The organism is Demequina aurantiaca (assembly GCF_050598105.1).
GTDB classification, from domain to species: Bacteria; Actinomycetota; Actinomycetes; order Actinomycetales; family Demequinaceae; genus Demequina; species Demequina aurantiaca_A.
The window spans coordinates 634,495-660,795 of record NZ_CP192436.1 but is presented as its reverse complement, the minus strand read 5'-3'; the positions used below and the strand labels follow the sequence as shown (position 1 = coordinate 660,795).

23 protein-coding genes are annotated in these 26,301 nt (G+C 67.8%); 10 read left to right on the top strand and 13 right to left on the bottom strand.

From position 1 onward, the window contains the following. Positions 1 to 12: 12 nt before the first annotated feature. The gene (locus ACQU6B_RS02915; RefSeq protein WP_430868549.1) at positions 13 to 219 is read left to right on the top strand and encodes a helix-turn-helix domain-containing protein; all 207 of its coding nucleotides are present in this window, start codon (positions 13 to 15) and stop codon (positions 217 to 219) included. A gap of 61 nt (positions 220 to 280) precedes the next feature. Here the strand turns inward: ACQU6B_RS02915 and ACQU6B_RS02910 are convergent, their stop codons facing one another. After that, complete coding sequence (locus ACQU6B_RS02910) at positions 281 to 805, bottom strand: hypothetical protein (protein ID WP_430868548.1); 525 nt, start codon at positions 803 to 805, stop codon at positions 281 to 283. Positions 806 to 927: 122 nt separating this feature from the next. Here ACQU6B_RS02910 and ACQU6B_RS02905 point away from each other — a divergent pair, with 122 nt between their 5' ends. After that, on the top strand, positions 928 to 1,686 hold the full coding sequence (locus tag ACQU6B_RS02905; protein WP_430868547.1) for a LysM peptidoglycan-binding domain-containing protein: 759 nt from the start codon (positions 928 to 930) through the stop codon (positions 1,684 to 1,686). Then, positions 1,683 to 2,153: an Rv3235 family protein gene (locus tag ACQU6B_RS02900; protein WP_430868546.1), complete on the top strand. Its 471-nt coding sequence runs from the start codon at positions 1,683 to 1,685 to the stop codon at positions 2,151 to 2,153. The genes ACQU6B_RS02905 and ACQU6B_RS02900 overlap by 4 nt, the downstream gene beginning before the upstream one ends. Here the strand turns inward: ACQU6B_RS02900 and secA are convergent. The 6 genes from secA to mtrA form a co-directional block, all read right to left on the bottom strand. Beyond that, complete coding sequence (gene secA / locus ACQU6B_RS02895) at positions 2,150 to 5,008, bottom strand: preprotein translocase subunit SecA (protein ID WP_430868545.1); 2,859 nt, start codon at positions 5,006 to 5,008, stop codon at positions 2,150 to 2,152. The two genes, ACQU6B_RS02900 and secA, sit on opposite strands and share 4 nt — an antisense overlap. A 182-nt stretch (positions 5,009 to 5,190) precedes the next feature. Beyond that, complete coding sequence (gene hpf, locus ACQU6B_RS02890; RefSeq protein WP_430868544.1) at positions 5,191 to 5,913, bottom strand: ribosome hibernation-promoting factor, HPF/YfiA family; 723 nt, start codon at positions 5,911 to 5,913, stop codon at positions 5,191 to 5,193. 118 nt (positions 5,914 to 6,031) lie between these two features. Next, positions 6,032 to 6,778 (bottom strand): ComF family protein, encoded by a 747-nt coding sequence (locus tag ACQU6B_RS02885; protein ID WP_430868543.1) that lies wholly within the window; start codon positions 6,776 to 6,778, stop codon positions 6,032 to 6,034. A gap of 111 nt (positions 6,779 to 6,889) precedes the next feature. Then, entirely contained in the window at positions 6,890 to 8,605 is a 1,716-nt protein-coding gene (locus ACQU6B_RS02880) for an LpqB family beta-propeller domain-containing protein (protein WP_430868542.1), read from the bottom strand. A 62-nt stretch (positions 8,606 to 8,667) separates the two neighbouring features. Then, positions 8,668 to 10,305, bottom strand: a complete 1,638-nt coding sequence (gene mtrB, locus ACQU6B_RS02875; protein ID WP_430868541.1) for an MtrAB system histidine kinase MtrB — start codon at positions 10,303 to 10,305, stop codon at positions 8,668 to 8,670. Between the two features lie 13 nt (positions 10,306 to 10,318). Further along, positions 10,319 to 11,002, bottom strand: a complete 684-nt coding sequence (gene mtrA, locus ACQU6B_RS02870) for an MtrAB system response regulator MtrA (RefSeq protein ID WP_430868540.1) — start codon at positions 11,000 to 11,002, stop codon at positions 10,319 to 10,321. A 97-nt stretch (positions 11,003 to 11,099) separates the two neighbouring features. On the opposite strand from mtrA, the gene ACQU6B_RS02865 reads away from it, so the two are divergent. The 5 genes from ACQU6B_RS02865 to ACQU6B_RS02845 are packed head-to-tail and all read left to right on the top strand — an operon-like array spanning position 11,100 to position 16,538. Then, positions 11,100 to 12,260, top strand: coding sequence for a hypothetical protein (locus ACQU6B_RS02865; RefSeq protein ID WP_430868539.1), 1,161 nt, complete (start codon positions 11,100 to 11,102; stop codon positions 12,258 to 12,260). A gap of 3 nt (positions 12,261 to 12,263) precedes the next feature. Next, positions 12,264 to 12,902, top strand: coding sequence for a DUF4129 domain-containing protein (locus ACQU6B_RS02860; RefSeq protein WP_430868538.1), 639 nt, complete (start codon positions 12,264 to 12,266; stop codon positions 12,900 to 12,902). Continuing rightward, positions 12,899 to 14,113, top strand: coding sequence for a DUF4350 domain-containing protein (locus tag ACQU6B_RS02855; protein WP_430868537.1), 1,215 nt, complete (start codon positions 12,899 to 12,901; stop codon positions 14,111 to 14,113). The genes ACQU6B_RS02860 and ACQU6B_RS02855 overlap by 4 nt, the downstream gene beginning before the upstream one ends. Continuing rightward, positions 14,110 to 15,237 (top strand): AAA family ATPase, encoded by a 1,128-nt coding sequence (locus ACQU6B_RS02850; protein WP_430868536.1) that lies wholly within the window; start codon positions 14,110 to 14,112, stop codon positions 15,235 to 15,237. The genes ACQU6B_RS02855 and ACQU6B_RS02850 overlap by 4 nt, the downstream gene beginning before the upstream one ends. Positions 15,238 to 15,245: 8 nt before the next feature. Next, positions 15,246 to 16,538 (top strand): DUF58 domain-containing protein, encoded by a 1,293-nt coding sequence (locus ACQU6B_RS02845; RefSeq protein WP_430868535.1) that lies wholly within the window; start codon positions 15,246 to 15,248, stop codon positions 16,536 to 16,538. A gap of 43 nt (positions 16,539 to 16,581) precedes the next feature. Here the strand turns inward: ACQU6B_RS02845 and ACQU6B_RS02840 are convergent, their stop codons facing one another. Beyond that, the gene (locus ACQU6B_RS02840) at positions 16,582 to 17,577 is read right to left on the bottom strand and encodes a stage II sporulation protein M (RefSeq protein ID WP_430868534.1); all 996 of its coding nucleotides are present in this window, start codon (positions 17,575 to 17,577) and stop codon (positions 16,582 to 16,584) included. 40 nt (positions 17,578 to 17,617) lie between these two features. Here ACQU6B_RS02840 and ACQU6B_RS02835 point away from each other — a divergent pair, with 40 nt between their 5' ends. Further along, positions 17,618 to 18,445, top strand: a complete 828-nt coding sequence (locus ACQU6B_RS02835) for an RDD family protein (RefSeq protein WP_430868533.1) — start codon at positions 17,618 to 17,620, stop codon at positions 18,443 to 18,445. Between the two features lie 9 nt (positions 18,446 to 18,454). Here the strand turns inward: ACQU6B_RS02835 and ACQU6B_RS02830 are convergent, their stop codons facing one another. From ACQU6B_RS02830 to ACQU6B_RS02820, 3 genes are all read right to left on the bottom strand, one after another. Beyond that, entirely contained in the window at positions 18,455 to 19,444 is a 990-nt protein-coding gene (locus ACQU6B_RS02830; protein ID WP_430868532.1) for a cation diffusion facilitator family transporter, read from the bottom strand. Beyond that, positions 19,445 to 20,893: a phosphomannomutase/phosphoglucomutase gene (locus ACQU6B_RS02825; RefSeq protein ID WP_430868531.1), complete on the bottom strand. Its 1,449-nt coding sequence runs from the start codon at positions 20,891 to 20,893 to the stop codon at positions 19,445 to 19,447. Between the two features lie 79 nt (positions 20,894 to 20,972). Next, a complete protein-coding gene (locus ACQU6B_RS02820) occupies positions 20,973 to 21,332 on the bottom strand; it encodes a DUF3499 domain-containing protein (protein WP_430868530.1) in 360 nt (119 codons plus the stop codon). 71 nt (positions 21,333 to 21,403) lie between these two features. Between ACQU6B_RS02820 and ACQU6B_RS02815 the strand changes: the two genes are divergently transcribed. After that, positions 21,404 to 21,808, top strand: a complete 405-nt coding sequence (locus tag ACQU6B_RS02815) for a metallopeptidase family protein (RefSeq protein WP_430868529.1) — start codon at positions 21,404 to 21,406, stop codon at positions 21,806 to 21,808. A gap of 18 nt (positions 21,809 to 21,826) precedes the next feature. Here the strand turns inward: ACQU6B_RS02815 and ACQU6B_RS02810 are convergent, their stop codons facing one another. Beyond that, positions 21,827 to 23,158, bottom strand: coding sequence for a DUF5719 family protein (locus ACQU6B_RS02810; protein ID WP_430868528.1), 1,332 nt, complete (start codon positions 23,156 to 23,158; stop codon positions 21,827 to 21,829). Then, the gene (locus ACQU6B_RS02805) at positions 23,155 to 26,292 is read right to left on the bottom strand and encodes a glycosyltransferase family 2 protein (RefSeq protein ID WP_430868527.1); all 3,138 of its coding nucleotides are present in this window, start codon (positions 26,290 to 26,292) and stop codon (positions 23,155 to 23,157) included. The genes ACQU6B_RS02810 and ACQU6B_RS02805 overlap by 4 nt, the downstream gene beginning before the upstream one ends. Between the last annotated feature and the right edge of the window lie 9 nt (positions 26,293 to 26,301).

Here is a 26,301-nt window from a genome sequence, read left to right as displayed (position 1 = left end):
CACAATGAGAACATGACGCCGCGCTTCCTCACCCTCACTGATGTCCAGGAGGTCCTCAACATCTCCTCCCCGCAGGCATATGCGCTGGTGCGCTCCGGTGACCTACCCGCCATTCAGGTGGGGGGACGCGGCCAGTGGCGCGTCGAGACGAGCGAGTTGGAGAGTTACATCCAGCGCCAGTACGAGGCGACGCGCTCCCGCATCACCACCGACACGTAGGCAATCCGGCGCTCACCATCACTCGCGTAGGCGTCACCGCCATCGGAGGCTCCGCGAGGCGTTAAGCGTCTGCCGCAGCGGAGACGACCCGCAGGATGGACGCGAACGGAATAGCGGTCGGGCCCGGCGCCTCCCGCGCGGCAAGCTCGAGGTAATCCGCGCCTACCTGCCCGATCACGCCGACGTGTTGACCGGCCTGAGTGAAGACCACCACCTGGGCTCGCGCACGGGAAAGTGCGCGCATCGCATGGCCCACGCTAAGGCCCCGCGCGACGGCCGTCACCACCACAGCCCGCTGGGCCAGCCCTCCCACTGTGGCGACGGCGGCGATCGGGATCCAGCATTGTCGCCGCGGCTCGTTCACCAGCACCCAGGTAGCGGCCGAATCGGACAAGGTGCCCGAGACACTTTCGCCGTCCACGAGGGTGATCACCACCGCAGACCCGAGCGCGGCCGCTAGCCGCGCACCTAGCGCGATGCTCGCGCGCTCACCGCGGGTTCGTTCCGCGACGTCCGCAGCGAACTGCGCGTCCGCGGCCGCACCTAGTTGCCCCTCTAGGTCCGAGAAGAGATCACGCCAGCGCATGTGCCCACGCTACGCCCTGCGAGGTTTCCACAGCCGCTAACCACCTCCGATGGACAGTCACGTCGAGTTGAGGTACATCTAGATATACCAAACGTCATCAAACTCGCTCAAAGGAACGCAAGATGCCCTCATCCGATTCATCTGCCCGCTCACGCGGCGCTTGGCCCGCGCGGCTACTGGTCGTCGCGATATGGCCCATCGCGTGGTCGCTGATACAGGCGACGCGAACTGCGTGGGCCGACGTCACCTCCCCACCACTCATGGTCGAGACCGCGATCGCGCTAGCGGTGACAGCGGTCGGTGCGACCGTGGCCGTTTACCTTGCGCTCACCTCAATTCCCCTACTCGTAGCGAGCTTGCCCCACTCGCGCCTCACGGCGGGGTGGGCCACCCGGATCACGCCGGCGGTTTGGCGCAAGATAGTCAGCGCGGCAGTGGGAGGCACACTCGCGGCCTCGATGGCCACCGCCTCGTTCGCGGCAAGCGTGGACGAGCCGCCTCCTGCTGTCGCCGCAGTGACCTCTGCAGGATGGGTGGACACGCCGTCGACGGCGACCTCGCAGCCCACCCCGCACCCCTCCGCATCGGCGCGCCCCTCACCAACTGCTCCCCACGATGCCCCGGGCCCGCCGCCGGAAACCCCGACCGCCACGGCTCCCAGTCAAGGCACACCCCTCCCCCAGCCGGATACGGTGAAGGTGCGGCGCGGCGACTCGCTCTGGGTGATCTGTGCGGGCCTACTGCCCGCCACCGCGACCGAGTCCGACATCGCCAGGGCGTGGCCGCTTCTGTACCGGGCGAACGTCGGGGTGATCGGGGACAACCCCTCCCTGATTTACGCGGGCCAGACCCTCGAGGTGCCCGCGGAGCTCACCTCATGACCGCGATGCGCGCGGTCGGCGCGCCAGCCCGGCTCGCGGTCGGCTCCCAGTCGCCCGCCCTCCTCGTCAGCGCGCAGTCGGACACTGCCACTCCAACGAGAGCGCCGTCGCGAGAGAGCCTGTACGCGCGCGGCCACGAGCCGCTGGGCGATCCCGCTCCGCTTGCCTGCACCGTCGCCAAGGCAGCACTCGAGACCGTCCTTGGCGCTATGACCATCAACCCGCTGGTGCGGTGGCTCGCCCCAGAGGTCCGCGAACGCCTCGCTCAACAGCACTCGCTGGCGCGGCGCGCCGGTAACGTCAGTGCGCCCACGGTATCCATCAAGCGCGCGCGGGTATGCCGAGTGAGCGCGCGTGCCGCGGAAGTCAGCATCGTCGCCTACTGCGACGGCCACGCCCGCGCAATCGCTATGCGACTCGAGGACGTCACCGGACGCTGGCTTATCACCGTTCTCGAGGTGGGTTAGGCCTCGTTCTTGCCGTGGCACATCTTGTACTTCTTGCCTGATCCACAGGGGCACTGCGCATTCTTCGCGGTACCAGGGAACGTGCCGCCGTCAGCCTGAGGCTTTTCCGCGGTCTGCTGCGACTTAGGCTTGGTGACCTTCGCGCTGCCATCCTCCGACGGCGCCGAGTACGTCAATGCACCCATGTTGGCCTGCATCATTCCGCTGGTTCCGGTCCGGGTCGACGCACCGCTTGCGGTTCGACGAGCGGCCGGTGAGCCGGTGGTGCCGCCCACCTCGGTGACAGCTCCCGTAGGGGACGTCGCGCGCATGCTCGGGCCGACTCCCGCCCCAGGCTGGTTTGCCTGGCCGGTGGGCGTGCCCTCGCGCTTTTCGACGCGATACAGAATCTGCAGCGAGTGTTCCTTGATCGAGTCGGTCATCGCCTCGAACAGCTGGAAGCCCTCGCGCTGGTACTCGATGAGCGGGTCGCGCTGACCCATCGCACGCAGGCCGATGCCTTCCTTGAGATAGTCCATCTCGTAGAGGTGCTCGCGCCACTTGAGGTCCAACACCTGCATCACGACCTGACGCTCGACGGTGCGCATGAGGCTTTCGCCGAGTCGCTCCTCGACAGCCTCGTATTGCACCTTCGCGTCAGCCTTGAGCTCGCGCTCCAAGAAGCCGGTGTTGAGCGCTCCTAGGCCGCCCGCCTCGTCGACGATCTCGTCGACCGTAACGGAAACCGGGTAGACCGTGCGTAGTTCCTTCCACAGCGCCTCGAGATCCCAGTCGTCGGGGTTGCCGACGCTGGTGGCGGACTGCACATACTCGCCCGTGACGGTGTCGACGAACTCAAGCATCTGATCGCGGAAGTTCTCGCCGTCGAGCACGCGGCGGCGCTCGGCGAAGATCACGGTGCGCTGTTCGCTCATGACGTCGTCGTACTTGAGCACGTTCTTGCGCTGCTCGTGGTTGCGGCCCTCGATCTGGGCCTGCGCGCTACGCACCCCGCGAGTCAGCACCTTCGACTCGATCGGCATGTCGTCCGGAAGCGCGCTCGAGTTCATCACCTGGGCGGCCAGTCCCGACTGGAACATGCGCATCAGGTCGTCGTCGAGCGACAGGTAGAACCGCGACTCGCCGGGGTCACCCTGACGGCCGGCGCGTCCACGCAACTGGTTGTCGATGCGGCGCGACTCGTGGCGCTCGGTACCGAGCACGTAAAGTCCACCCGCGGCGAGCACTTCGGCGTGCTCTGTCTCTACTGCGGACTGTTCGCGCTCGAGCACCTCATTCCATACCCGCTCGTACTCCTCGGGGTGCTCTACGGCGTCAATCCCACGCTTGTGCATCTCAGCCACCGCGCGGAACTCAGGGTTGCCTCCGAGCATAATGTCGGTACCACGGCCCGCCATGTTGGTAGCGACGGTGACGGCGCCCTTGCGGCCGGCCTCGGCCACCACGGAGGCCTCGCGCTCGTGCTGCTTGGCGTTGAGCACATTGTGCTTAATGCCACGCTTGCGAAGCACCTTGGACAGCGTCTCCGACTTCTCTACCGAGACGGTACCCACGAGCACCGGCTGACCGTTCTTGTTGCGCTCGACGATGTCGTCGATCAGCGCATCGAATTTGGCGGACTCGCTCTTGTAGAGCAAATCGGCCTGATCAATGCGGATCATCGGCTTGTTGGTAGGAATCGGGATGACGCCCAGGCTGTAGGTCGAGTTCAACTCGGCCGCCTCGGTCTGAGCGGTTCCGGTCATGCCGGCCAGTTTCTTGTACTGACGGAAGTAGTTCTGCAGAGTGATGGAGGCGTAGGTCTGGTTCTCTGCCTTGACCTCGACGCCCTCCTTAGCCTCGATCGCCTGGTGCAGCCCCTCGGAGTACCGGCGGCCCTTGAGGAGTCGCCCGGTGTGCTCGTCGACGATGTCGACTTCGCCATCCTGCACGACGTAGTCCTTGTCGCGCTTGAAGAGTTCCTTGGCCTTAATAGCGTTATTGAGGTACCCGATGAGCTGGGTGTTCTCCGGGGAGTAGAGGTTCGCGAGTCCGAGCGCCTGCTCGATCTTGTCGATGCCGGGCTCGAGGATTCCGACGGTCCGCTTGGCCTCTTCCACCTCGTAGTCCTCGTCGAGCGTCATGCTCAAGACAAGGCGGGCAAACTCGCCGTACCACTTGCCGCTGTCGCCCTGGGCCGGACCCGAGATGATGAGCGGCGTGCGCGCCTCATCGATCAGGATCGAGTCGACCTCATCGACGATCGCGTAGTGGTAACCGCGGTGCACGAGCTGGGACGGATCCATCACCATGTTGTCGCGCAGGTGGTCGAAGCCGAACTCGTTATTGGTGCCGTAGGTGATGTCGCAGGCGTACTGCACCTTGCGCTCCGCGGGCGTCTGGCCCGAGAGGATCACACCGGTCTCGAGCCCCAGGAAACGGAACACGCGCCCCATCAGCTCCGACTGGTACTGCGCGAGGTAGTCGTTGACCGTGACGACGTGGACGCCCTCGCCGGTCAGAGCGTTGAGATAGGCGGGGAGGGTGGCGACCAGGGTCTTACCCTCACCGGTCTTCATCTCCGCAATGTTGCCGTTATGAAGCGCTGCGCCACCCATAATCTGGACGTCGAAGTGCCGCATACCGAGCGTCCTGCGCGAAGCCTCGCGCACGGCGGCGAAGGCCTCGGGCATGAGCGAATCGAGCTTCTCACCCTCGGCCAGCCGCTCGCGGAAGGATTCGGTGAGGTCCTTGAGTTCCTCGTCCGACATCTCTTCGTAGATGTGCTCTAGCGAATTAGTCTGCGACACGGCCTTTTCAAGACGACGCAGTTCGCGTCCCTCGCCGATGCGGATAATGCGATCAATAACAGCCACGAAAACTCCAGTCAGGGCGTACGGTTCCGTCACCCATCGTAAGCGCTCGCAGACCAGGCAACGTGTCGTCTCGCTAACGGCGTAGGAGACCGCCCGTGACCGCAGCGCAATGGGGCGCCCAAAACGACGAACGTCGCGCCTGCAAACGCAGGCGCGACGTCGTCGCTAGCAGAAGAGCCTGCCTACGCGCTTTCGCGCCGAGCCGCTCCCGCGTCTGCGCTCTCACGGTCAATAGATGCCGGCTCGGGCGCCGTCGACTCGAGGTGAATCACCCCGTACGTCCATCCGCGTCGACGGTAGACGGCCGAGGCGAGGCCGGACTCGTTGTCGTGGAAAAGGAAGAAGTCGTGGCCGACGAGTTCCATCTGGTCGATGGCCTCCTCGACGGACATCGGCGCACCCTCGTGAGTCTTGGAACGAATCGTGATGGGGGTGCCGTCGATCGGCACCTCACGAGTGCTTCCCTCGGGCGCGCCCTCCCAGCTCTCGACGCTCGAGACCTGGTCGTCGTCTGAGTTCTGGTCGTCCTTTGAGCTGTCAGGCAGGTCCAGCGTGGCCTCGAGGTCCGCAATCGGCACCGCGTGCAATGGCGGCGTGTTCTGGAACCGATGCGCCTTGCGTTCGTGCTGCTTGCGCAGGCGATCGGTGAGGCGTGCGACTGCGGCGTCGAGCGCAACGAGGCGATCGTCTGCGGCCGCTTCAACCCGGACTACGCCGTGGTCGTAAAGCGTGATCTCGACTCGCTCGCGGTCGGAGGAGAGCCGCGGATTCCTCTCGTGCACTACGTGGACATCGGCCCGTGTCGCCTTAGGGGCGAGTGTCTCTATCTTGGTCATTTTTTCGAGGATCTTCTGGCGCACATCTTCAGAAACCTTGGTGTGTCGTCCAACAATCGCGATGTCCATTTGGAAACTCCTTCGTCGATATGAGCTACGTTGCTCAGGGCATGATGTCGGCGGCGCGAACTGCGCCTGTTCAACCACCCCCTCCACGTTCGAAGGTGCCCCACTAATCGTCGGGCTCTTAACCCCACCCTAACCCCACCTGAGAGCTCTTGGTGCGCACCGGCGCCGCGGCCAAGGTGATACCCGCGCACACCACCCACCCCGCGTTCTCGATGCAATCCCGTGCCGCCGCGAGCGTCGCCCCCGTGGTCATCACGTCGTCAATCAGCACCACCGCCCTGCCCCTGCCGAGAGATCTCTCAAGCCGCATCGAGCGCTGCGCCGCGCGCCACCGTTGGCGCGCCGATAGCCCCCGTGACTCGGCGCGGCGCATAGATAGCGCCGTCTGCGCGACCGCGTCGAGGCGGCACTCGCGCCAGCGCTGAGCGCACGCGTCGGCGAGCAGGGCAGGTAGGTCAACTCCGCGGCGCCGCGTCGAGGCTCGCTGCGCCGGGATTGGCACGACCGAGATGGCCGGGACCTCCGCCAGTTCTCCCGCGACGTGCCCCGCCGCTCGCGTCATGGCCGCCACGAAGAACGGGTCTAGGTCCCGCCTGTCCGAGTCCTTCCATGCCTCGATCATCTGCTGCGCTGACCCCTCGAGGTCGGCCACCGACCACACCGCGAGCGCGCCCTCCCCGCGCTGCAGACGGGGCGCGCTGCTGTCGCTACGGAAGGGCGCGTCCCACCATGTCGCCTCGCATTCGTCGCACCAGCGGACGTCGTCGAGCCCGCATCCAGGGCAGCAGACGGGCACGACCAGGCGCGCTACGTCTCGCGCCGCGGCGGCTAAGGCGCGGGCGGCGGGACCATTTGGCTCGGACACTCAGACAGCGTCCAATGCCCGTACCCGGTCGCGCGTAGCCGGACCGGCGGACAGCGCGTCGCAGCGCGTCCCGCCTGGCCTGTGGACATCACGTTCGCGCCCGCGGTCTCGTCAACCCGCGTAGGCGAGATCCGTGACCCCGGCGAGGACCTCTTCCCACCCGGTTCCCACGCGAGCGCGGACGGAGCCGTCGCTACCAACCGTGACGAGCGAACTCTCTCCGTGCCTGGCGGTGACCGACATGGCTCCCACCGTCGCGGACTCGAGCATCGTGTCGCCGCCGACCGTCACGATCCACAGCGACGACGGCACCTCCTCCTGCGCCTCGCCCAGAATCGCGATGGTGAGGTCATCGATCCACTGCGCGTCGATAGCGGTCGTCACGTCGACTCCCACGGGGATGGGCTCTCCCAGCGTGAGCGGAACGCCGGCTTCGGATCGCACGACTGTCGCCACCTCCGCCAGTTGCTGCCCGCCCTCACGCGACAGCACCACCACACGCGTGCCGTCGCGCGAAACCGCGAGCGACTGCACTGATCGACCGTCGAGCCATCGGGCTTCAATCTCCGCGGTGTCTCCGCCTGGCTGCACCGCTACCAATCCGCCACCGTTGGACGTTTCCGCGGTCCATACCCAGCCCTGGCGGTCGAAGGATGGGCCCACTAGGCGCTCACCCTGGTACAGCTCCGCGTAATCGAGTTCGTCCGCGGGGACCTCCATATCGGCCGTCATCGGCACGAGAATTTCTGCGTCGTCGTAAATAGCGTCGGAGAGGCCGAGCGTCCAACCATCCACAAGGAAGGCCGCGGACTGACCCTGATAGGACCACGCGATGTGGCTCGCTGTCACCGGTAGCGCCCCCGCCTCGTCGGGGGTGACCCACATATCTGTGCCGTCCCATGCCCCCAACCGAGACGCGACGATAGCCGCCGCGGTGCCGCCGGGAAGCGGACCGGGCTCGAGCGCGATGCTGCCGTCGCCGCCCAACGCAACCCCGCCCACCGTCACCGTGACGTCAACGACGCCCGGAAGAGTGGTGAGTGTGCGAGTGAGCTGCTCCTGAACTAGGGACCGCTCCGCGGGCGTCCCCGCGGACGCGGTGTTGAGCTTCACCGCGGCGACGCCATCGGTCACCACGACTGAGTCGAGGTCGAGCGCGGACCCGGGAGGGAATCCCGTCCTGACTGCGCTCGCCAGCCACGGCGACGGGCCCGCAATGAGTTCGCGCGCCGCCCAGGTCGGGCCGTTGTTGAGCGGCAGCCACCGCAAGTCCGGCACCACCGTGGTCTCGTCCATCGACGCGAAGGCGAGCGGCACGGGCAGGAACAGACGGTCAAAGTTTGCCTGCGCAATCACCGATCCATCCTCGAGTGCCGAGATGCGGTACTCGCCCTGATCGTCCTCGCTCAACTGGAAATCGATGATCTCGCGCGTTCCGTCGGGCGCCTCGACGAGCGTTCCGGCCGCGTCGATCTCCGCAGCTACCGGCACCGAATACTGAATATTTGACGAGTCCTCGTCCCATTCCGGCGTGAGCGCACCCGAGTTGAACACCACGACCCGCGCCGACGGGTCCCACTCGTTGTTGGCCTCGGGGCTGAGGTACTCGCGCGCTACCGAGAAGTCTGAGGCAAAACCTGCGGCCGATGCGGTGAGGAATCCGCTCACGATCGCCGTCGGGCTGTCCCCGGCCTGCGGTCCCTCCGCGAACGGCAGGATCGGCCTCGCCTCGGGCACCTCGCCGCCGCCCTCCTCGACGGGTCCGGAGTCCGGGATGGAGGCGCAGCCTGCCAACGCGAAGACGGTGGCTGCGGCGATTGCGGCCACTCGTCCCATCGCACTTCGCACGCGATTCGCACGCGTCGCGGAATTGAACTGACTGTGCTGGCTCATTGCGGTTTCGCCACCCTGCGGATATCGACCGACAGCGGCACTCGTTTGCCAACCGTCCCAAACTCCGCTTCGCGCATGACGAGCGGCATCACTGGTTGTTGGCCGAGGCCCCGCGACGTGCGCGGAAGCATCAGCCTGAAGCTTGCACCGTTGCCGGGCGATCCCCAGGCCTCGAGCTTGCCATCGTGGAGCTTCGCGTCCTCGCGTGCGATGGAGAGCCCGAGCCCGGTGCCGCCCATGGTTCTTGCCCGCGCCGCATCGGCCCGCCAGAATCGGTCGAATACCCGCTCAGCCTGCTGCGGGGTCAGGCCCACGCCGTAGTCGCGCACCACCACCGCCACCCCGAGCTTTCCGGCTACAACGGCGACGTCGATGGGCTTGCCTTCCGCGTGCTCGACGGCGTTAGACAACAGGTTGCGGACAATCCGGCTGACGCGCGGGCGGTCCATGGACGCGGAGTGCGTGCCGGGCGACATCCACAGGCGAATCGGGACGCCGCGGTCGGCGATAGCCGGCAGGATCGCCTCGATCTCCTCGCGGACCACCTCGCCCAGGTCGATGGGATCGAACTCGAGGCGCGCGGCCCCCGCGTCGATGCGCGAGATCTCGAGCAGGTCTGCGAGTAGCGTCTCGAACCGGTCGAGTTGGTTGTTGAGCAGCTCGGCGGAACGCGACACGTCCGGGGGAAAGGTCTCGCGCGCGTCGAAAAGGATGTCCGAAGCCATCCGCACCGTGGTGAGCGGCGTGCGCAACTCGTGCGAAACATCGGAGACGAACCGGCGCTGGAGGCGCGACAGCCCCTCCATGCGGGTGATCTGGCGCTGGAGAGACTCCGCCATCTCGTTGAACGTGCGCGCCAGGGTGGCCATCTCATCGTTGCCGCGCACCGGCATGCGCTCGCTCAGCCGGCCCTCCGCGAGGCGGGACGCGACGCGCGCGGCGCTGCGGATCGGGCGCACGGCCTGCAGTGCGACCATGAACGCCATGAAGACCACCAAGCCAACGAGCGCGACCGCGCCAAAGGCCAGCACGCGCTGGGTGAGGCTCAGCGTCTGCTGCTCATCCGCCAGCGAATACACAAAGTAGAGCTCGTAATCACCGGCAGATCGGATCTCCAGCGGAGACCCGACCACCACGCCGGGCTCGCCCTCCTGGGAGAGGTCCACGAACTGCCACGGCTGCGTAGCGCCGTCCTGAACGGCGGCGCGCATCTCGGGGCTTACCGCCGAGGCGGGACTCGACGTGAAGGTATTCAGCACCGCGTTGGAGGTGTTGTCCGGGTCGGGCAGCAGCACCAGGCCCCGGCTATCGCCCCCGAGCACCTGCAAAGCGTCGATCATGTCCAGCACCAGCTGCTGTAGTTCGCCGGTGGTCTCCGCCGTCGAGGCATCCATCTGCGCCTGCGCGGCCGCAGAGTCCCGCGCGCTTTCCACGAGGATGCGGTCGACGCTGGTCTCGACTAGACCATCCCTGATCTCTGTAGTCAGGTAGGCACCCAGGATCGCCACTGCGCCCACCCCCACCACGAGGGTGGTCACGACGAGCCGCAGCATCATCGACCGGCTCCACCTGAGCCAGAACTTCTGCAGCGGGCCGGTCAGTGTGGCCCCGATAGAACTCGTCTGGGCCGTCATGGCGCGGCGACGATCAAGACGCGGCGCCGCCCGCCTTGTATCCCACTCCACGGATGGTCAGGACAATCTGCGGGTTCTCTGGGTCGCGTTCAACCTTGGCGCGAAGTCGCTGAATGTGCACATTTACCAGGCGAGTATCCGCGGCGTGCCGGTATCCCCACACGTCCTCTAGCAGCACTTCTCGGGTAAACACCTGACCCGGCGAGCGTGCCAGCGTGACTAGGACGTCGAACTCCAGTGGCGTGAGGGGGATCATCTCCCCGTCCCGGGTGACGCGGTGTCCGGTCACGTCTATCTCGAGGTCACCGACCCGCACCGTGCCCGCCGCGGCGTTGTCATTGCGTCGAAGCCTGGCACGCACTCGCGCGATGAGCTCGCGTGGCTTGAACGGCTTGGGTACATAGTCGTCCGCACCCGACTCCAAGCCGAGCACCACGTCGACGGTGTCGGACTTCGCGGTCAGCATGATGATGGGCACCCCTGACTCGGCCCGAATCTCGCGGCAGATGTCGATGCCGCTCTTGCCGGGCAGCATGAGGTCGAGCAGGACCACGTCGGGATTCTCAGCGTGGAAGATGTCGAGGGCGCGGTCGCCGTGGTCACAGAAGACCGTGTCGAAGCCATCGGCGCGCAACACAATGCCGATCATTTCCGCGACGGCGGGGTCATCATCGACCACCAGGATTCTTGGAGTCATACTGCCATTATGCCGGGAGTTACCCCTGAGGCCGTGGCCCCCCGCGTGTTGCCTCCTGCGTCATGGCAGGATAGGCGTCGTCAGGGAGGACTACCGAGTGAATGAAAAGCTGCCCCCGGGGCCCGATGTGCCACCGGCATCGTCATGGCACCCGCACGCACCCGAGTGGGCACCGCCCACGCCGGGTGACTCCGTCCCCGCCCCTTGGGCTACGCCGGAGGCGCCGCTAACTCCCGGACTTCAGCCCCCGCCGGCTCAGTCCCAACAGCACGCCCCCGCGACTTACGCACCCGTCCCGGCCACGACTCCGGCGCCAACGTTCCGCTCGTGGCAGCCGGGAATCATCGCGCTGCGCCCCCTCAACTTTGGCGACTTCCTGGCCGCGCCGTTCAAGGCGATGCGATTCAACCGCGGAGTAGTAGTCGGCGGCCCGCTGCTCTTCACGCTCGCCGCCACCGCGCTGTCCGTGACGGCACTATGGCTGCTCTTCAACGACCCCCAGCTGGGGCTCATGAGCACCACCACGGCGCCCGCAGGGATCAGCCCGGAGACCGTCATCGTCGGCATCCTCGCGTTTATCTCCGTCATGCTCGCCGACGTCCTGTCGAGCACGATCGTCGCGCCCGGCGTGGCTCGCGCGATCCTCGGGGAACGGATCACCCTCCGCACCGCGTGGAGCTCAGTGCGGTCGAAGTTCGGCCACATCCTGCTGCTGTACCTGGTGACCGCCGTAGCCCTGACCGCGGTCATCGTGCTCGCGGCGGTACCCATGATCGCCGCGGTGGCCGCCGGGGAGACCACGTGGATCGTGCTCGGCATGCTGCTGATTTTTGTCGTGCTCGTGCCCGCGGGTTTCATGGTGACGCTCGTGACCGGGCTCGCGCGCCCCATCATCGTGCTCGAGCAAGTGGGCGCGATCGCCGCCCTCGGTCGCGCCTGGCGCCTCATGCGTGGTCGCTTCTGGTGGTCCGTACTGATCGTGTTCGTCACCACCCTGCTCATCAACATCGCGACCTCGTTCCTGCAAACCGGAGGACAGATCGTGGCGGGCCTGTCGGCCCTTGTCGCCCCCAACAACGGCGTGGTCGTCGCCATCGCCTTCTTCGTGATCTACGGCCTCGCGATGGTGATCTCCTTTGTGGTGACCTACTCCTACATGGGGTCGGTCTTCACTTTCATGTACACCGACATGCGGATGCGCCACGAGGGCTTCGACCTCGACCTGGCGCGCGCAGCCGAGGCCAGGAGCCGGCGCTAGCAGATGTGGACCTCAATCCCGGTGGATCCCGACGCCGATACCGCGCGCGAATGGGCGATCGACGAGCTCGCCAAGCGCGAGTACACGCAGGCTGGCGAGAGCTGGCTTGAGGCGATCGCGCGGTGGCTGGCAGACCTGTTTGACAGCATCGGCCGCGTTGGCAACGGGCTGGGCTCGCTTGGGATTCCCGGGGTGGTGATCTTCTCTGTGCTGGGCCTGGGGCTCGCAGCGCTGATCGTGTGGATAGTGGTCGGGCCGCTGCGTCGTTCGCGCCGCACTCGATCCGCCGGCGAGATCTTTGGCGACGACTACAGGGACTCCGCCGCGCTCAGCGCCGACGCGGAGCTCGCAGCCGCCGCGGGCGACTGGACCACCGCGCTGGTGCACCTGTACCGCGCGATGGTGCGCCACCTGGACGAACGCGGCACCATCGACATTTTTGCGGGCATGACCGCGCACGAGGCCGCCGTCGCGGCGGGCAGAGCACTGCCCCTGCTTGAGCGTGACCTCGCGATAGACGCCGATGCGTTCGACGACGCGCGGTACGGCCGTTCGCCCGCCACCGCTGCCACGTATGGACACGCTGCAGCGACCTTCGCCGCCATTCGCGCGACGCGCCGCCGCAAGGTGGCGACCGCATGAGCGTCGACGCGCGCGAGTACGTGAGCGCCACCGCGGGGCCGTCCATCACCTCTCGTGCACGCCGGTCGCCGTTGCTGTTCGTGGGCGTCACACTGTTCGTCATCATCATCGTGCTCCTGGTCACTCAGTCGCGACCCGCCGACTACCGAGAGCTGTCTACGGAGAACGCCTCCCCTAACGGGACGCGCGCCCTCGCGCAGATCCTGCGCGGACAGGGCGTCGACGTGCGCCAGATCAATCTCCTTGGCGACGCTCACATAGCCGACCCCGCCCGTACCACGTTGGTGATCGCGGATCCTGGTTACCTGCTGGAGAACCAGCTCGATTCGGTGGCCGGGTATCCGGGAGACGTCGTGTTCCTCGGCGTCTCGCAACAGGCGCTGGACACCGTCGACGCCCGGCTTTACCTCACGAGCACCTTCTCCGAGGAACAGGTGCTCGCAGGCTGCGGCGACCCGGACGCAACTGCCGCGGAAACGACCACCACCGGTCAGGACGCGATAGCGGGTGACGACCTCAGCGCGCAGGGCGCTCTCGACGCAGCCCTGTGCTTCCCTGACGCCGAAGGCACGTACTCGTACGCGCGAGTCTCGACGGAGCTGGGGACGCGCACGTTCCTCGCCAATCCGGCCATCGCCACCAACGAGCAGTTGGACCAGTTCGGCAATGCCGCGCTTGCCCTTCGCGTCACCGGCGCGCAAGAGAACCTGATCTGGTACGTGGGTGACTACGTAGATTCGACGATCCTCACCTGGGGAGACAACGGCCCCACCGCGACCGAGGTCGAGCTCAGTGCAGATTTCCTCCCGCCGGGCACCACGGAGGTGCTGTTCGCCCTCGCACTTGCCGCGCTGGTGGCGGCGTTTTGGCGGGCGCGGCGCTTCGGCCCCCTGGTCACGGAGCCGCTACCCGTCGTAGTGCGCTCCTCAGAGGCGACACGTGGCCGGGCGCGCCTGTACCGCCGCGCCCGGGCGACCGGTCGCTCAACCGCCGCGATCCGGGGCCTCGTGGCCCTGCGCATCGGCAAGAGGCTTGGCGTGCCGCGCGCGGCTGGCCGGGACGGGCTCGTGCAGGCGATTACCCGCGCCACCGGGCGTGAGGCCGCAGAGATAGACACACTCTTCTACGGCCCGCCCCCGGCTAACGAGACTGACATGATGCTTCTAGTTCAACGACTCGACCAACTCGAAAGTGAGGTTCACCGACCGTGAGCGACACCCCTCAGCACAACCCGGACGCTACCGCCGGACACCCGGTTCCACAGCATGACGCGTCCGGGTCGCCTGCGGCGCCTCCTGCGGCGCCTCCTGCGGCGCCTCCTGCGGCGCCTGCCGTTGCGCCTCCCGCTGCGGAACCCGCCGCACCTGCACCCTCCGCGCCCGCGCCCAGTGAGGCCCGCGAGGCCCTGGTGAGACTCCGAACCGAGGTCGGCAAGGCCGTTGTCGGTCAGGATCAGGTGGTGACTGGCCTGGTCATCGCGCTGCTCTGCAAGGGGCACGTGCTGATGGAGGGAGTGCCGGGCGTCGCAAAGACGCTGCTGGTGCGCACGCTGTCCCACACGCTGGGGATGGAATTCAAGCGAGTCCAGTTCACGCCCGACCTGATGCCGGGAGACGTCACCGGATCGCTGGTCTACGACGCCCGGACGGCGGCCTTCTCGTTCCGCAAGGGACCGGTCTTCACCAACCTGCTACTCGCCGACGAGATCAACCGCACGCCTCCCAAGACGCAGTCCGCGCTACTGGAGGCGATGGAGGATCGCCAGGTGACTGTGGACGGCGACTCGAAGCCTCTGCCCGACCCGTTCCTGGTAATCGCGACCCAGAACCCGGTTGAGTACGAGGGGACCTACCCTCTCCCCGAGGCTCAGCTAGACCGCTTCATGCTGAAGCTGACGGTGCCCATGCCCGACCGCGACTCGGAGCGCGCCGTCGTGGCCCGCCACGCCGCCGGCTTCAACCCCCGCGACCTGGTCGCGGCGGGCGTGCAGAAGGTCGCCAGCATCGAAAACCTCGAGAAGGGCCGTGCCGAGGTCGCCCAGGTCAGCATCTCCGATGACGTGGTCAGCTACATCGTGGACATCTGCCGCGCCACCCGCGAGGCACCATCGGTATCGCTGGGCGTCTCGCCTCGCGGGGCTACCGCGCTGATGGCTACCTCTCGCGCCTGGGCCTGGATGCGCGGGCGCGACTTCGTGTCGCCTGACGACGTCAAGGCGCTGGCCGGCTGGACGCTGAGCCACCGCATGCAGATGCGGGCCGAGGCCGAGCTCGAGGGCGTCACCACGGCGGCCGTGCTCGCGTCAGTCCTCGCCTCCGTACCGGTCCCCCGCTAGAGAGTCTCATGTACATCACAGGTTGGACGGTCGTTCTCGCGGTGCTCGGCGTAGTCCCCGCCGCGCTCGTGCAGGACCGCACCGTTGCCTGGGTGTGGATACTCGGCGTGGTCGCGCTGGCGCTCCTCGACTCGGGGCTCGCGCCAAAACCCTCAACCATTGGCGTCCGACGCTCGGTGCCTGGGTCAGTGCGCCTCACGGAGTCCACCAGCGGCACGCTGAGCGTGATCAACAACGGCAAGCGCAGGGTGCGCGGCGCGGTTCGCGACGCGTGGCAACCCTCGGCGGGTGCCACGCAGACGCGGCATCGTCTCAACCTGGCTGCCGGCGCGCGGGAGAAGTTCACCACTCGCTTCCATCCCACCCGCCGCGGCGACCGCCACTCCGACCGCATCACCCTGCGGGTGCAGGGGCCACTGCGCCTCGCGGGGCGCCAGCAATCCGTCGAGGTGCACGACACTCTTCGCGTGCTGCCCGAGTTCGCGTCTCGCCGTCACCTACCCTCGCGCCTGCAGCGACTTCGCGAGATCGACGGCCAAAGCGCTGTGCAACTCAAGGGAGCCGGTTCCGAGTTCGACTCGCTTCGCGAGTACGTGATCGGCGACGACGTCCGGTCAATCGATTGGCGCGGAACCGCCCGCCGGGCCGACGTGGTGGTACGCACCTACCGTCCTGAACGCGACCGGCGCGTCTTCATCGCGCTCGACACGTCCCGGCTCTCTGCGGCGCGCATCGGCGACGCTCCGCGGCTAGACGCGTCGATCGAGGCCACGCTCCTGCTCACGGCACTGGCCACTCGCGCGGGCGACCGCGTCCAGGTCACCGCCTACGACCGCACCGAGCGAGCACGCGCCTTGGGGACCACCGGGGCGGGAGTGATGCCCCAGCTGGCGACCGCGCTCGCGGGCGTCGAGCCGGAGCTGCTGGAGCCTGATTGGCCCGGCATCGTCAGGCTCGTGCAGGGTCGGCTCTCACAGCGCTCGCTGGTGGTGCTGTTGACCACCATCGACACGTCCACAGTAGACAGCGGGTTGCTCGAGGCCGTCGCGGCACTGTCCCAGTCCCACGTGGTGATGGTCGCTTCAGTGGATGACCCCGAGGTCGACCAGATGCTCGCGGGCCGCGAGGACGTGCACGAGCTCTACGCCGCCGGCGCGGCCGCCCGCGGGGTGCTGGAACGCGACACTGTCGCGACCCGGCTGCGTCAACTCAGAGCCGAGGTGGTCACGGCCGCGCCGGACGCGCTGGCTCCCGCGGTCGCGGACCGGTATCTGGCACTCAAGGCCGCCGGACGACTCTAGGAGCAGCCGGAGCGCCAACCGATCGTGCCGCTAGGTAATGGGCCTAGCCGGCGGTGGCCGCGGTAGCGACGGCGAAGTCGCCGTCGGTATCCCCGGTGATCCCGTGCTGAGTCGCGATTCGCCCGATCACGAAGATGTACAGCCAGAACGCGACAAAGGCGACGGCTCCGACGGCGATCTTGATCGTCCACGGCATGCTCGAGCCCGTGATGAACCCCTCGATGAGCCCCGACACGAAGAGCGTGACTACCAGGCCGATCGCGACGGCGAAGGCGGCGCGCCCCTCCTCCGCGAGGGCCTGCCCACGAGTGCGCGCACCAGGTGAGAGCATGACCCAAAACAGCCGCAGGCCCGTCGCGGCCGCGACGAACACCGCGCTCAACTCGAGCAGTCCGTGGGGAATGATCAGCTGGAAGAAGACGTCCAGGTGGTTTGCCTCGGCCATCACGGCGGCGGCGGTCCCCAATTGCAGGGAGGTGTTGTACATCAGGATGAGCGGGTAGATGCCCGTCAGCCCAAAGGCGATGCACTGAAACGCGATAAAGCCGTTGTTGGTCCACACTGTCGCGGCGAACGACGTCGAGTCGTACTCGGTGTAATAGCTCGCAAACTCGTGTTCCGCTATCTGGGCACGGTCCGCGGAGTTCCCAATGAGCGCGAGCGCGTCCGGATGAGTCAACGTCCACCACGCGCTGATCGCGCCCAGCACCACGACCGAGGCGAAGACCACCACCGACCACCAGCGCACCCGGTACATCGCCGCGGCGATCCCGTACGTGGCGAACCGGCGCAACTCGTGAGTGGAGACCTGGTGCGCGCCGGTCAGCCAGACCCGCGCGGTGGCGAGCGTCATGGACAGCCGCGTCACGAGCGAGGGCTCGGGAGCCGCGGATCGGATCGCGGATAGGTCACCGGCCGTCGACTGATAGAGACGCGTCAGCTCGTCGGCCTCGGCCCCATTGAGCCGCCGGGCGCCGGCCAGTTCCTTAAGTCGGTTCCACCGCGGCTCACGCACGGCTTGGAACGAATCGATGTCCACACGGCTACGATGCCATATCAGGAGCGGAAAGGTGGCAGCGGTGACCATAGTCGAAGACGAACTTCTCATTGGCGAGGGAGTGGTGCTCGACGCGGGCGCTGCCCCCGTGACCATGCGCATGCTGTCTGGTGCGATCGACGTCCTCACCTACGGCGTGACGTTCATCGTCACGATGACGTTCTTGACCCGTGCGGCGGGCTCGCTCAACGATGCCGCCTTCCGCGCCATCCTGATCGCCTGGTTGGTCACCTGGCTGATCCTGCTTCCCGCCGGAATCGAGACCCTGACCCGCGGACGCTCACTGGGCCGCATCGCGGTGGGGTTGCGCATCGTGCGGGACGACGGCGGGCCAGTATCGTTCCGCTTCGCGCTCGCCCGCTCCACCGCGGGTCTGCTCGAGGAGTACCTCACTCTGGGCATCATCGCGGTGAGCACCTCGATGTTCAGTCGACGAGGCAAGCGCATGGGCGACCACATGGCGGGGACGTACGCGATGCGCACGCGTGGCGGAACACGCGCGCTGCCGCCGCTCAATATGCCGTACGGGCTCGAGGGCTGGGCGACCACCGCGGACTTCCGCCGGCTACCGGACGGACTCGCCCTGACGGCGAGAATGTTCCTGGGTCGCGCCGCGAGCATGCACGTGGAATCCCGTATGCGCCTGGGGCAGCAGATCGCAGCTCAGATGAGCGACTACGTCGCCCCCGGCCCCCCGGCCGGGACCCACCCCGAGACGTTCATCGCGGGAGTCCTGGCGGCTCGCCGCGACCGCGAATACGCCATCGAGACCACCCGGATGCGCAGGCGCGACGCCGACTCGGCGCTAGTGCGCTCACTCCCCTTTGACGTTCCCGACGTGGAGAACTAGCGCCTCTTACTAGGAGTGCGAGGCCTCCGCGTCGCCCTGGGACGCCACGGCGTCGGTCGCACCCCCATTGGCCACCCTGCCCGCCGTACCCGCGTGCCGCAGGTCGGGCTCGATGAAGATCAGCCGGGCGGCGGGCACCGCCTCGCGAATGCGGCGCTCGGCATCGTCTACGTGCTCGGCGATGGACTCGATAGTCGAGCCCGGCAGCACCGCAACCTTGCACGCCACGAGGACGTCGTCGGGTCCCAGGTGCATGGTGCGCATGTGGATCACGTCGCCAAGGCCCGATGCGGCGAAGGCCGCGTCGATGCGTTCCTGATCCTCCGGCGTCACGGACTCGCCCATCAGCATGGACTTGGTCTCGCGAGCGAGCACCACGGCGATCACCACCAGCAGCAGCCCGATCATCGCGGTACCGGCCGCGTCCCACAGCCCGTTACCGGTGATGAGGGTCATGGAGACACCGAACAGCGCGAAGAGCAGTCCCAGCAGCGCCCCAAAGTCCTCGAGCAGAATCACCGGGAGCTCGGGAGAGCGAGACTTGCGGATGAATCCGACCCACCCCAACTTGCCGCGGACCTTGTTCGACTCGATCACGGCGGTGCGGAACGAGAAGCCCTCAAGCCCCAGCGCGACTACCAACACGACGATTGGCACCCACTGCCACGAATCGATGGGCTCGGGGTGCTGGAACTTGTGCCACGCCTCGTAGAGCGCGAACAGCCCACCCAGCGAGAACAACACGACCGCGACCAAGAACGCGTAGTAGTACCGGTTGCGCGCGTACCCGAAGGGGTGCTCGGAGTCGGCCTCCTTGCGCGCCTGCTTGCCACCCACCAGCAGCAGAATCTGGTTACCAGAGTCAGCGACGGAGTGGATGGCCTCCGCGAGCATCGACGATGCCCCCGTGAGCGCGAACGCCACAAACTTGGTGACGCCGATGCCGAGGTTGGCGCTGAGCGCCGCGACGATCGCCTTGGTGCTGCCGTCTGTGGACATCTACTCTCCCCGAATAGTCCCAAGCACTGCGTCGCGCACGATGCGCATCGTCTCCGGCGTGGCCGCCTCAACGTTCAGTCGGAGCAGCGGCTCCGTATTCGACGCGCGAACGTTGAACCACCAGCGCTCCGCTGCGGGGGCGGAGTCGTCCCAGTGGGTCACTGTCAGCCCGTCGAACTCGTCGGTCGAGGTCGACTCGTCGACGTGCTCAGCACGGACCCGCGCGAGCGCATCGGCGACAGAGTCCACGCGCGAGTTGATCTCACCCGATGCGGCATAAGGCGTGTAGTCGGCGAGGAGATCGCTGAGCGTCCCGTCGCTCTCGCCCAGGGCCGCGAGCACGTGCATGGCCGCGAGCATGCCGGTATCAGCGTAGAAGAAGTCGCGGAAGTAGAAGTGCGCGCTGTGCTCGCCGCCGAAAACGGCGTTGTGCGAGGCCATGTCCGCCTTGATGTTGCTGTGGCCAACCTTTGCTTTCACGGGCGTCGCCCCGGCCGCTACCAGCAGCTCGCGTACCGCGCGGGAGGAGATCAGGTTGTGAATCACCGTGGGCTGCTCGCCGCGCGCGAGTTCACGCGCACTCTCGCGCAGGCCAACCAGCGCGGTGATCGCCGATGCCGCGACGACGGCGCCGGTCTGGTCAACGGCGAAGCAGCGGTCGGCGTCGCCGTCGAAGGCCAGCCCGATGTCCGCGCCGTGCTCGATGACGGCGGCCTGCAGGTCCACCAGGTTCGCGGGGTCCAGCGGGTTGGCCTCGTGGTTGGGGAACGTGCCGTCCAGCTCGAAGTACAGGGGCACAATCTCCAACGGGAGCTCTGGCAGCCCCGCCCGGGCACCCAGCACCGCGGGGACGGTGTAGCCGCCCATCGCGTTCGCAGCGTCCACCACTACCTTGAGGGGCCGGATGCCGCGCAGGTCGACGAGTTCGCGCAGGAACGCGGAGTACTCGGGAAGCATGTCGTGCTCGCGACCCGAGCCACGCTGCGTTTCCTGAGGGATGCCGTCACCCAGGTAGGCGCTGGCGAGGGAGCGCACGTCGCCCAGCCCGGTGTTCTCCCCCACGGCACGCGCGAGCGCGCGGCACATCTTCATGCCGTTGTACGCGGCGGGGTTGTGGCTCGCGGTGATCATGACGCCCGGCAGGTTCAGCACTCCCGAGGCGTGGTACAGCCCGTCGGTCGAGCACATGCCGATGTCAATGGTGTTGACCCCGCGATCCCGCAGGCCGGCCATGATGGCGGCGGCGAGGCCCGGGCTCGAGTCGCGCATGTCGTGCCCGACGGCCACCTCGCTGGCGCCGTCCGGGATCACCACCGCATCGGCGAAGGCCGCGCCGATGGCGCGCGCGACGGGATCCGTCAGCGACTCGCCGACGATGCCACGCACGTCGTAGGACTTGATGAGTCCAGAGAGGTCGGGGTATTTGCCAGGTTCCACGTTGTCAGTCACTGCAACAGGTTACTAGGCGCGTTGGCGCGTGCGCGCTTCAGCGGCACAGCCGACCTAGCGCGGCCCGGGTGGGCGTGGGTTACGCGCCGCCGCCCACCACGCGCAGGTGGCCGCGACGCGGCTCCGATGCGACTGGCGCCGGTGGCTGGATGGGCTCGGCGGTGCGGGGCCTGCCCGCTTCCCGGACGGCGTTCGCGAGTGCGTCGAGGTCATCCTCGGAAGGGCCCTGCTCGACGAACTCCTGGTGAATGTGCACCACGTCCCAGCCCCGGGGTGCGGTGAACCGCTCGGCGTGCTGCGCGCACAGGTCGTAGGAGTGAGGCTCCGCGTTCGCGGCCAACTGCCCCACGACGACGGTGGAGTCGGCGTAAACGTAGGTCAGCGTCGCTGCGGCGGGTTGCGCGCACGCTGAACGCGAACACTGGCGGGTGGCTCTCACGTGACCAGACGTTACCCCTACGGCGGCGGTGCGTGTGCCTGCCACGCCGACCCGCGCGATAGCCTCGCCGTATGGGACGACGAGATAGGCACGGACGCGGATTACGCGCGCCCCTGCTTCCCCCCGATGCCCCCGGCTACCGGTCGGCCAGCGAGACCTTCGACGGCCACGTCCTCAACGTCGCGTTGGACCTCGAGGAGCGATGGGGAACCCGCTGGGGTCGCGTCGAGTTTGGGACAGAGACCGTGCCGCCGTCCCCCGCCACGCCCTGGGAGAACGGCGTGCCGCTGGGGCGCCTCTTTCCCGCCGATGCGGGTCAACCCGCACGCATCGTCCTCTACCGTCGACCCCTGGAGCAGCGCGCAGACCGGGCCGACCTGGGGCACCTGGTGCGCGATGTGGTGGTTGAGAACGTCGCCCACATGCTGGGACGTCGGCCGGACGAGGTTGACCCGCACTACGGCACGGGCGACTAGGGGCCCTCTAGCGGCCGGCTAAGACTCCGGGACGTAGCCGTCGACCCTGACTGCCACATCCAGGTCGGGAACCTCGGTGGGCGCCGGCGCGACGGCGGTGATGAAGCCGTTGTCCTCGCGCACCACCTGAACCCACTCGATCCCCGCGCCCACGGTCAAGACCTCTCCCGCGCTGGCGTCGGCCGTCACGGTCTGCACCGTTCGCGCGGGAACGTCGACGCTAGCGACAACGGAACCGTCCTGGTTGGTGATCTCCACGCTCTGGTGAGTCGCGGAATACACCGAGAGCACGGGGGAATCCGTCACCGCGACCAGGCTGAGGGGCACGTCGCTGGACGTCTGACCCGCGACCCACATCGAGTCATACGCGACCGACTCGTCGCGACCCGACTGCGAGTCTCGAGGCACGCGGGAGATGCCGGCTGCCACGACCGGCGCGTCGGCGCGGATCTCGACGGCACCCTGCTCGAGCGCTGGCACAGGAATCTCGGTGACGACGCCGGGGTCGAGGACCAGGCCCGCGGTACCGGGCCACTCGACTATCCCCTCGTCGGTCACGAGCGTAAGAGCGACGGTCGCGCCGTCGGGGGCAAGGAGGGACACCGTGGCGCTGGCGCCTGCCACGGTGGGGTCTGACGGCCCCACGGCCGGGATGACGATGCTGGTCGCGGGGTCTGCGGCGCGCGTCACCCAGTCGGTGCCTGCGGGCTCAAAGCCGTCGAGGCGCGAGTCCTGAATCTGCGCGACGATTCCGGTCCCGGAGGACTCGAGGTTGAGCACCAAAGCGGGGTTTTCAGGGATGAGTCCCTCGAGCAGCGTCGACTTCTGAGACTGCGCGCCGACGACGATCACCATCGGGTCCTCGCCGGAGTCGATGGGGCCGTAGGCGGTGACGGTGACCTCGACGGGCGCATCGGCCGGATTGGTGAGCACGAGGCGCGCGCTAGCGCCGAGCGTGGTCGCGCCGCCAACAAGCCACTGGTCCAGGCTCGGACGCACGCAGGCGACAGCTGCCAGGCCCGCGATGTCTCCCCCGCCCACGCGCTCCAGGGTCGAGGCGACCGGCTCCTCGGAGGAGATGCCCTCACCCACTGCGGTGCTGGTACCACGGGTAAACGTCTCGCTGATGACGTCGTCGGAACCCGAGTCGAGGTCCGCGTCTCCCGAGCTGACGTCCCCCACGGGGACCGCGAGCGGCCCGGGGCACGCGACAGCGTGCTGAACCGGGTCAATCTGCTTGTGCGTAACCGTAGCGGGCGCGGGCGTGTGAAGCGGCAACACGTCGGCGAGGAACACCCCTCCCACGAGCAAGACGGCCGCGGCCGCTCCGCTGAGAATCCTGAAGATCATGCGCGTACCCCCCTTAGCCTGCGGTCATGCAGCGGGATCGCCCCGAGGAGCGCCCACGCCACCACGATCGCCGCGGCCCACCACCACCGTTGGTAGGTCGGGTCGTCGTAGTCGATGCTGACGGTGCCCGAGCCAGCCTCCAGGGAGAAGGCGAGGCGGCCGTATGGGTCATCCGTCTGGGTAAGGGCGACACCGTCGAGGGATGCATGCCAGCGCGGATCCGCCGGGACCGCGAGCACGACGCGCCCGCCGTCCGCCGTGTCAGCGTCGCCAAAGCTCTGAGTGCCGTAGGTGGACAACACGGCGACATCGCCGTCAGTAGCCTCCACCCATGCGCGGGATACGGGCGCGTCGGAATCCGGACGATCCACCTGGTATGAGGTTCCGCGCGTGCTGACGCCCATGAGCGACAGCTGGGTGATCTGGGCTAGCGCGCCTTCTAGGCGCGGCGAATCGGGGGCGACCGTGATGATGCCGATGCCCCACGCGGCCAGTTGGACGTCGGCGCCCTCGCCGCCGCCGACCAATGTCGCGACGGCATCACTTAACGACTCCGGTGTGGGAAGCGGCTCGCCGTCGGCGGCCAGCACGTCACCCGAGGCGGACCTGGCAGGCCTTCCGGTGAGCCACACGGTGCCGTCGTCGCTGAGGACCGAGAACGCCACCACCCCGTCTTCGTCGGTGGATAGCGTCAGGACCCGCGGCGCGGTCGCGGAGTTCTCCTGCAGCCCCGCGACCAGGGGCAGCACGTCTGCGCGCGCAGCGGAGACCTCGGTCTCAGGCGCACGGCCCGGCCAGGCGGTCACGGCCACCTGAGAGAAGATCACGAGTCCGACGACGGCTAGCGCGGCCAGCGAGAAACTGCGCCGCACCGCCCGCGTACGGCCGTCGCCCGCGCCCCAGGCGCCGTGAGATGCTGCGGCAGCCGCGACGAGGAAGCCGGCCAACGCCAGAGACGAGCCGGCCCCGGCCCAGCCATTGGCGTCAGCTTGACCGGCGCCATCGGCGAGCGTCACCACACTGCGCTGCGCCGCCACCGCGACCAGGAGGCCCAGGGTCGCGACGACGAAGCCCAGTCGCACCGTCAGGATCGCTCGCCTGGACACGAGGGCGAGGACCGCGGCCATCACCACGATCGCGCCGAGCGCCATCGCCAATGCGCGGTCGCCACTGTCGTCGAGCCCCGGCACGTCCGTATAGAAGCCGGTGAATCCCAGTAACAGCTCCCACGGCTGAGTGAGCGGCGAGAGGAGGCTGGGGCCCGGCTCGCGCGCCAGGACGTGCCAGGCTGCTCCGGAGAACGGGCCCGCGTTCCATGCTGCGACAATCGCGGGGCCCGAGGCGACGAATGCCGGTAGCGGGATGGTCCAGACCCGCCAGCGGCTACGCCCGGCGAACGATCCCACCAGGGCTATCAGCAGGGTGAGGGGAACCAGGAGCACCGGCGACGTCACCGCGATCACTGCCATCATGACGGCGGCACCGAGGGCGGCGCTCGGGGACCCGCGACGCACTCGCCGGAACTCCTCGCCGTCGCCCACGATTTCGCCACGTTGCCAGCCGACCGCGCGCGCAATAGCGAACAGGAACCAGGGCAGGGCGAGGTGGGTGATGACGGCGCCCACCCGGCCGTCACCGATCGCCTGCAAGAACATCGGCCACACCGCGTAAGTGAGCGCGATAAGGACCCGCACCGTCGCGGAGCGAGTCGCGGCCCCCGCGGCGAACCACGCGGACACGGCCGCGAGCGCAACGGCCAGGCTAAGACCAAGCCCGACCCAGAGGCGTGACCCGCCCGGCAGCGCTGCGATGGGCGTCAACAGCGCTGCGAACGAGCCGTCCAGCGTGGGGGCGCCGAATCCTTGCTGGCTCCAGCCGGACCAGGTGCGATTCCAGAGCTCGTGCCAACCGAACTCAGTCACCCCCAGTGCGCGCGAACTCAGCTGGCTCCCCGCGGCGATAGACGGGATCCACGTTCCGAACAGAACCACCGTCGCCGCGAGGGAGAGCGGCACCAGCGTCAGCAGCCCCCTGCGCCTGCGCCGTCGCGCGAGCTCGAGGTCTGCGCGGACCACGTGGCGCGCAGCGGCGACCGCGCTCATCTTTTCCGGCGCCCCAATCTCACGCGCCCTGAGCAGCGCGAAGAACGCCCCAGGGCTCGCGAGAAGCGGCCTGATGACCGCAGGCGCCACCGTGGAGGTTGACTGACTCCGGCGGCGAGTCTCCCGCAATTGGGGGACGCGGCCGAGGACTCGCCAAGGCACGGAGAGTTCGGCGCCGACCATGCGCGTCTGATTCTGAGCGATGCGCAGCGCGGAACGCGCGAGCGAGGACAGGAACATCCAGACCGCTAGCGCGGGTATCGCCCACCACCGGGCCCACACGCAAGCGTGGAACCACTCGGCGGTGCGCCGGGCCGAGTAGCTGGCGTTGCGGCCCTTGGTCGATCCAGCGCGGCGGTCGTACAGCGACTCCTGGGAGTGGCGGACCTTGGCCGTTGGCACGATGACGACGTCGTAGCCGGCCATCCACGCCCGCCTGCAGAACTGCACGCTCTCGCCGAAGCCGCGAAAGCCCGGGTCGAAACCATCGAACTCGGTCCAGACGTCTCGCCGCACCAGCGCGCCTGCGAGGCTCACCGCGAGCACGTCGTCACGAGAGTCGTACTGTCCCTGGTTGATGTCGTCGGTGTCGACCATCGTCACCCGACGTCCGCCCAGCCTCGACACTGTGGCGCCGAGGCTCACCAGCCTGGAGGTGTTATCCCAACGGACCTGCGCCGCACCCACGACGGCGGCCTGCCTGCGCTTGCGAGCGGTCGCGGAGAGGGCGCTCAGCGCGTCGGGCAGCGGGGCGGAGTCGTCGTGTAGCAGCCATAGGTACTCACGCGAGTGCGACGGGAAAGCGTCGAGCACCCCGTTAACCGCGTCGGAGTAGTTGGCCGCGTCGGATTCGCTGACCTCAACAGGGAGGTCGGCGGGGATGGCGGGCGCAATCGCTCCGCCGACGAGCACCACGTGGACGATGTCGGGGCGCACCTCTTGTTGCGCGACGGAAGCAAGCACGGCAGGAAGCTGCCCCGCGCGACCGTCGGTCACGACAATCGCGCGCACAGTCAGGCGCGCAGAACTCATTGCACGCCC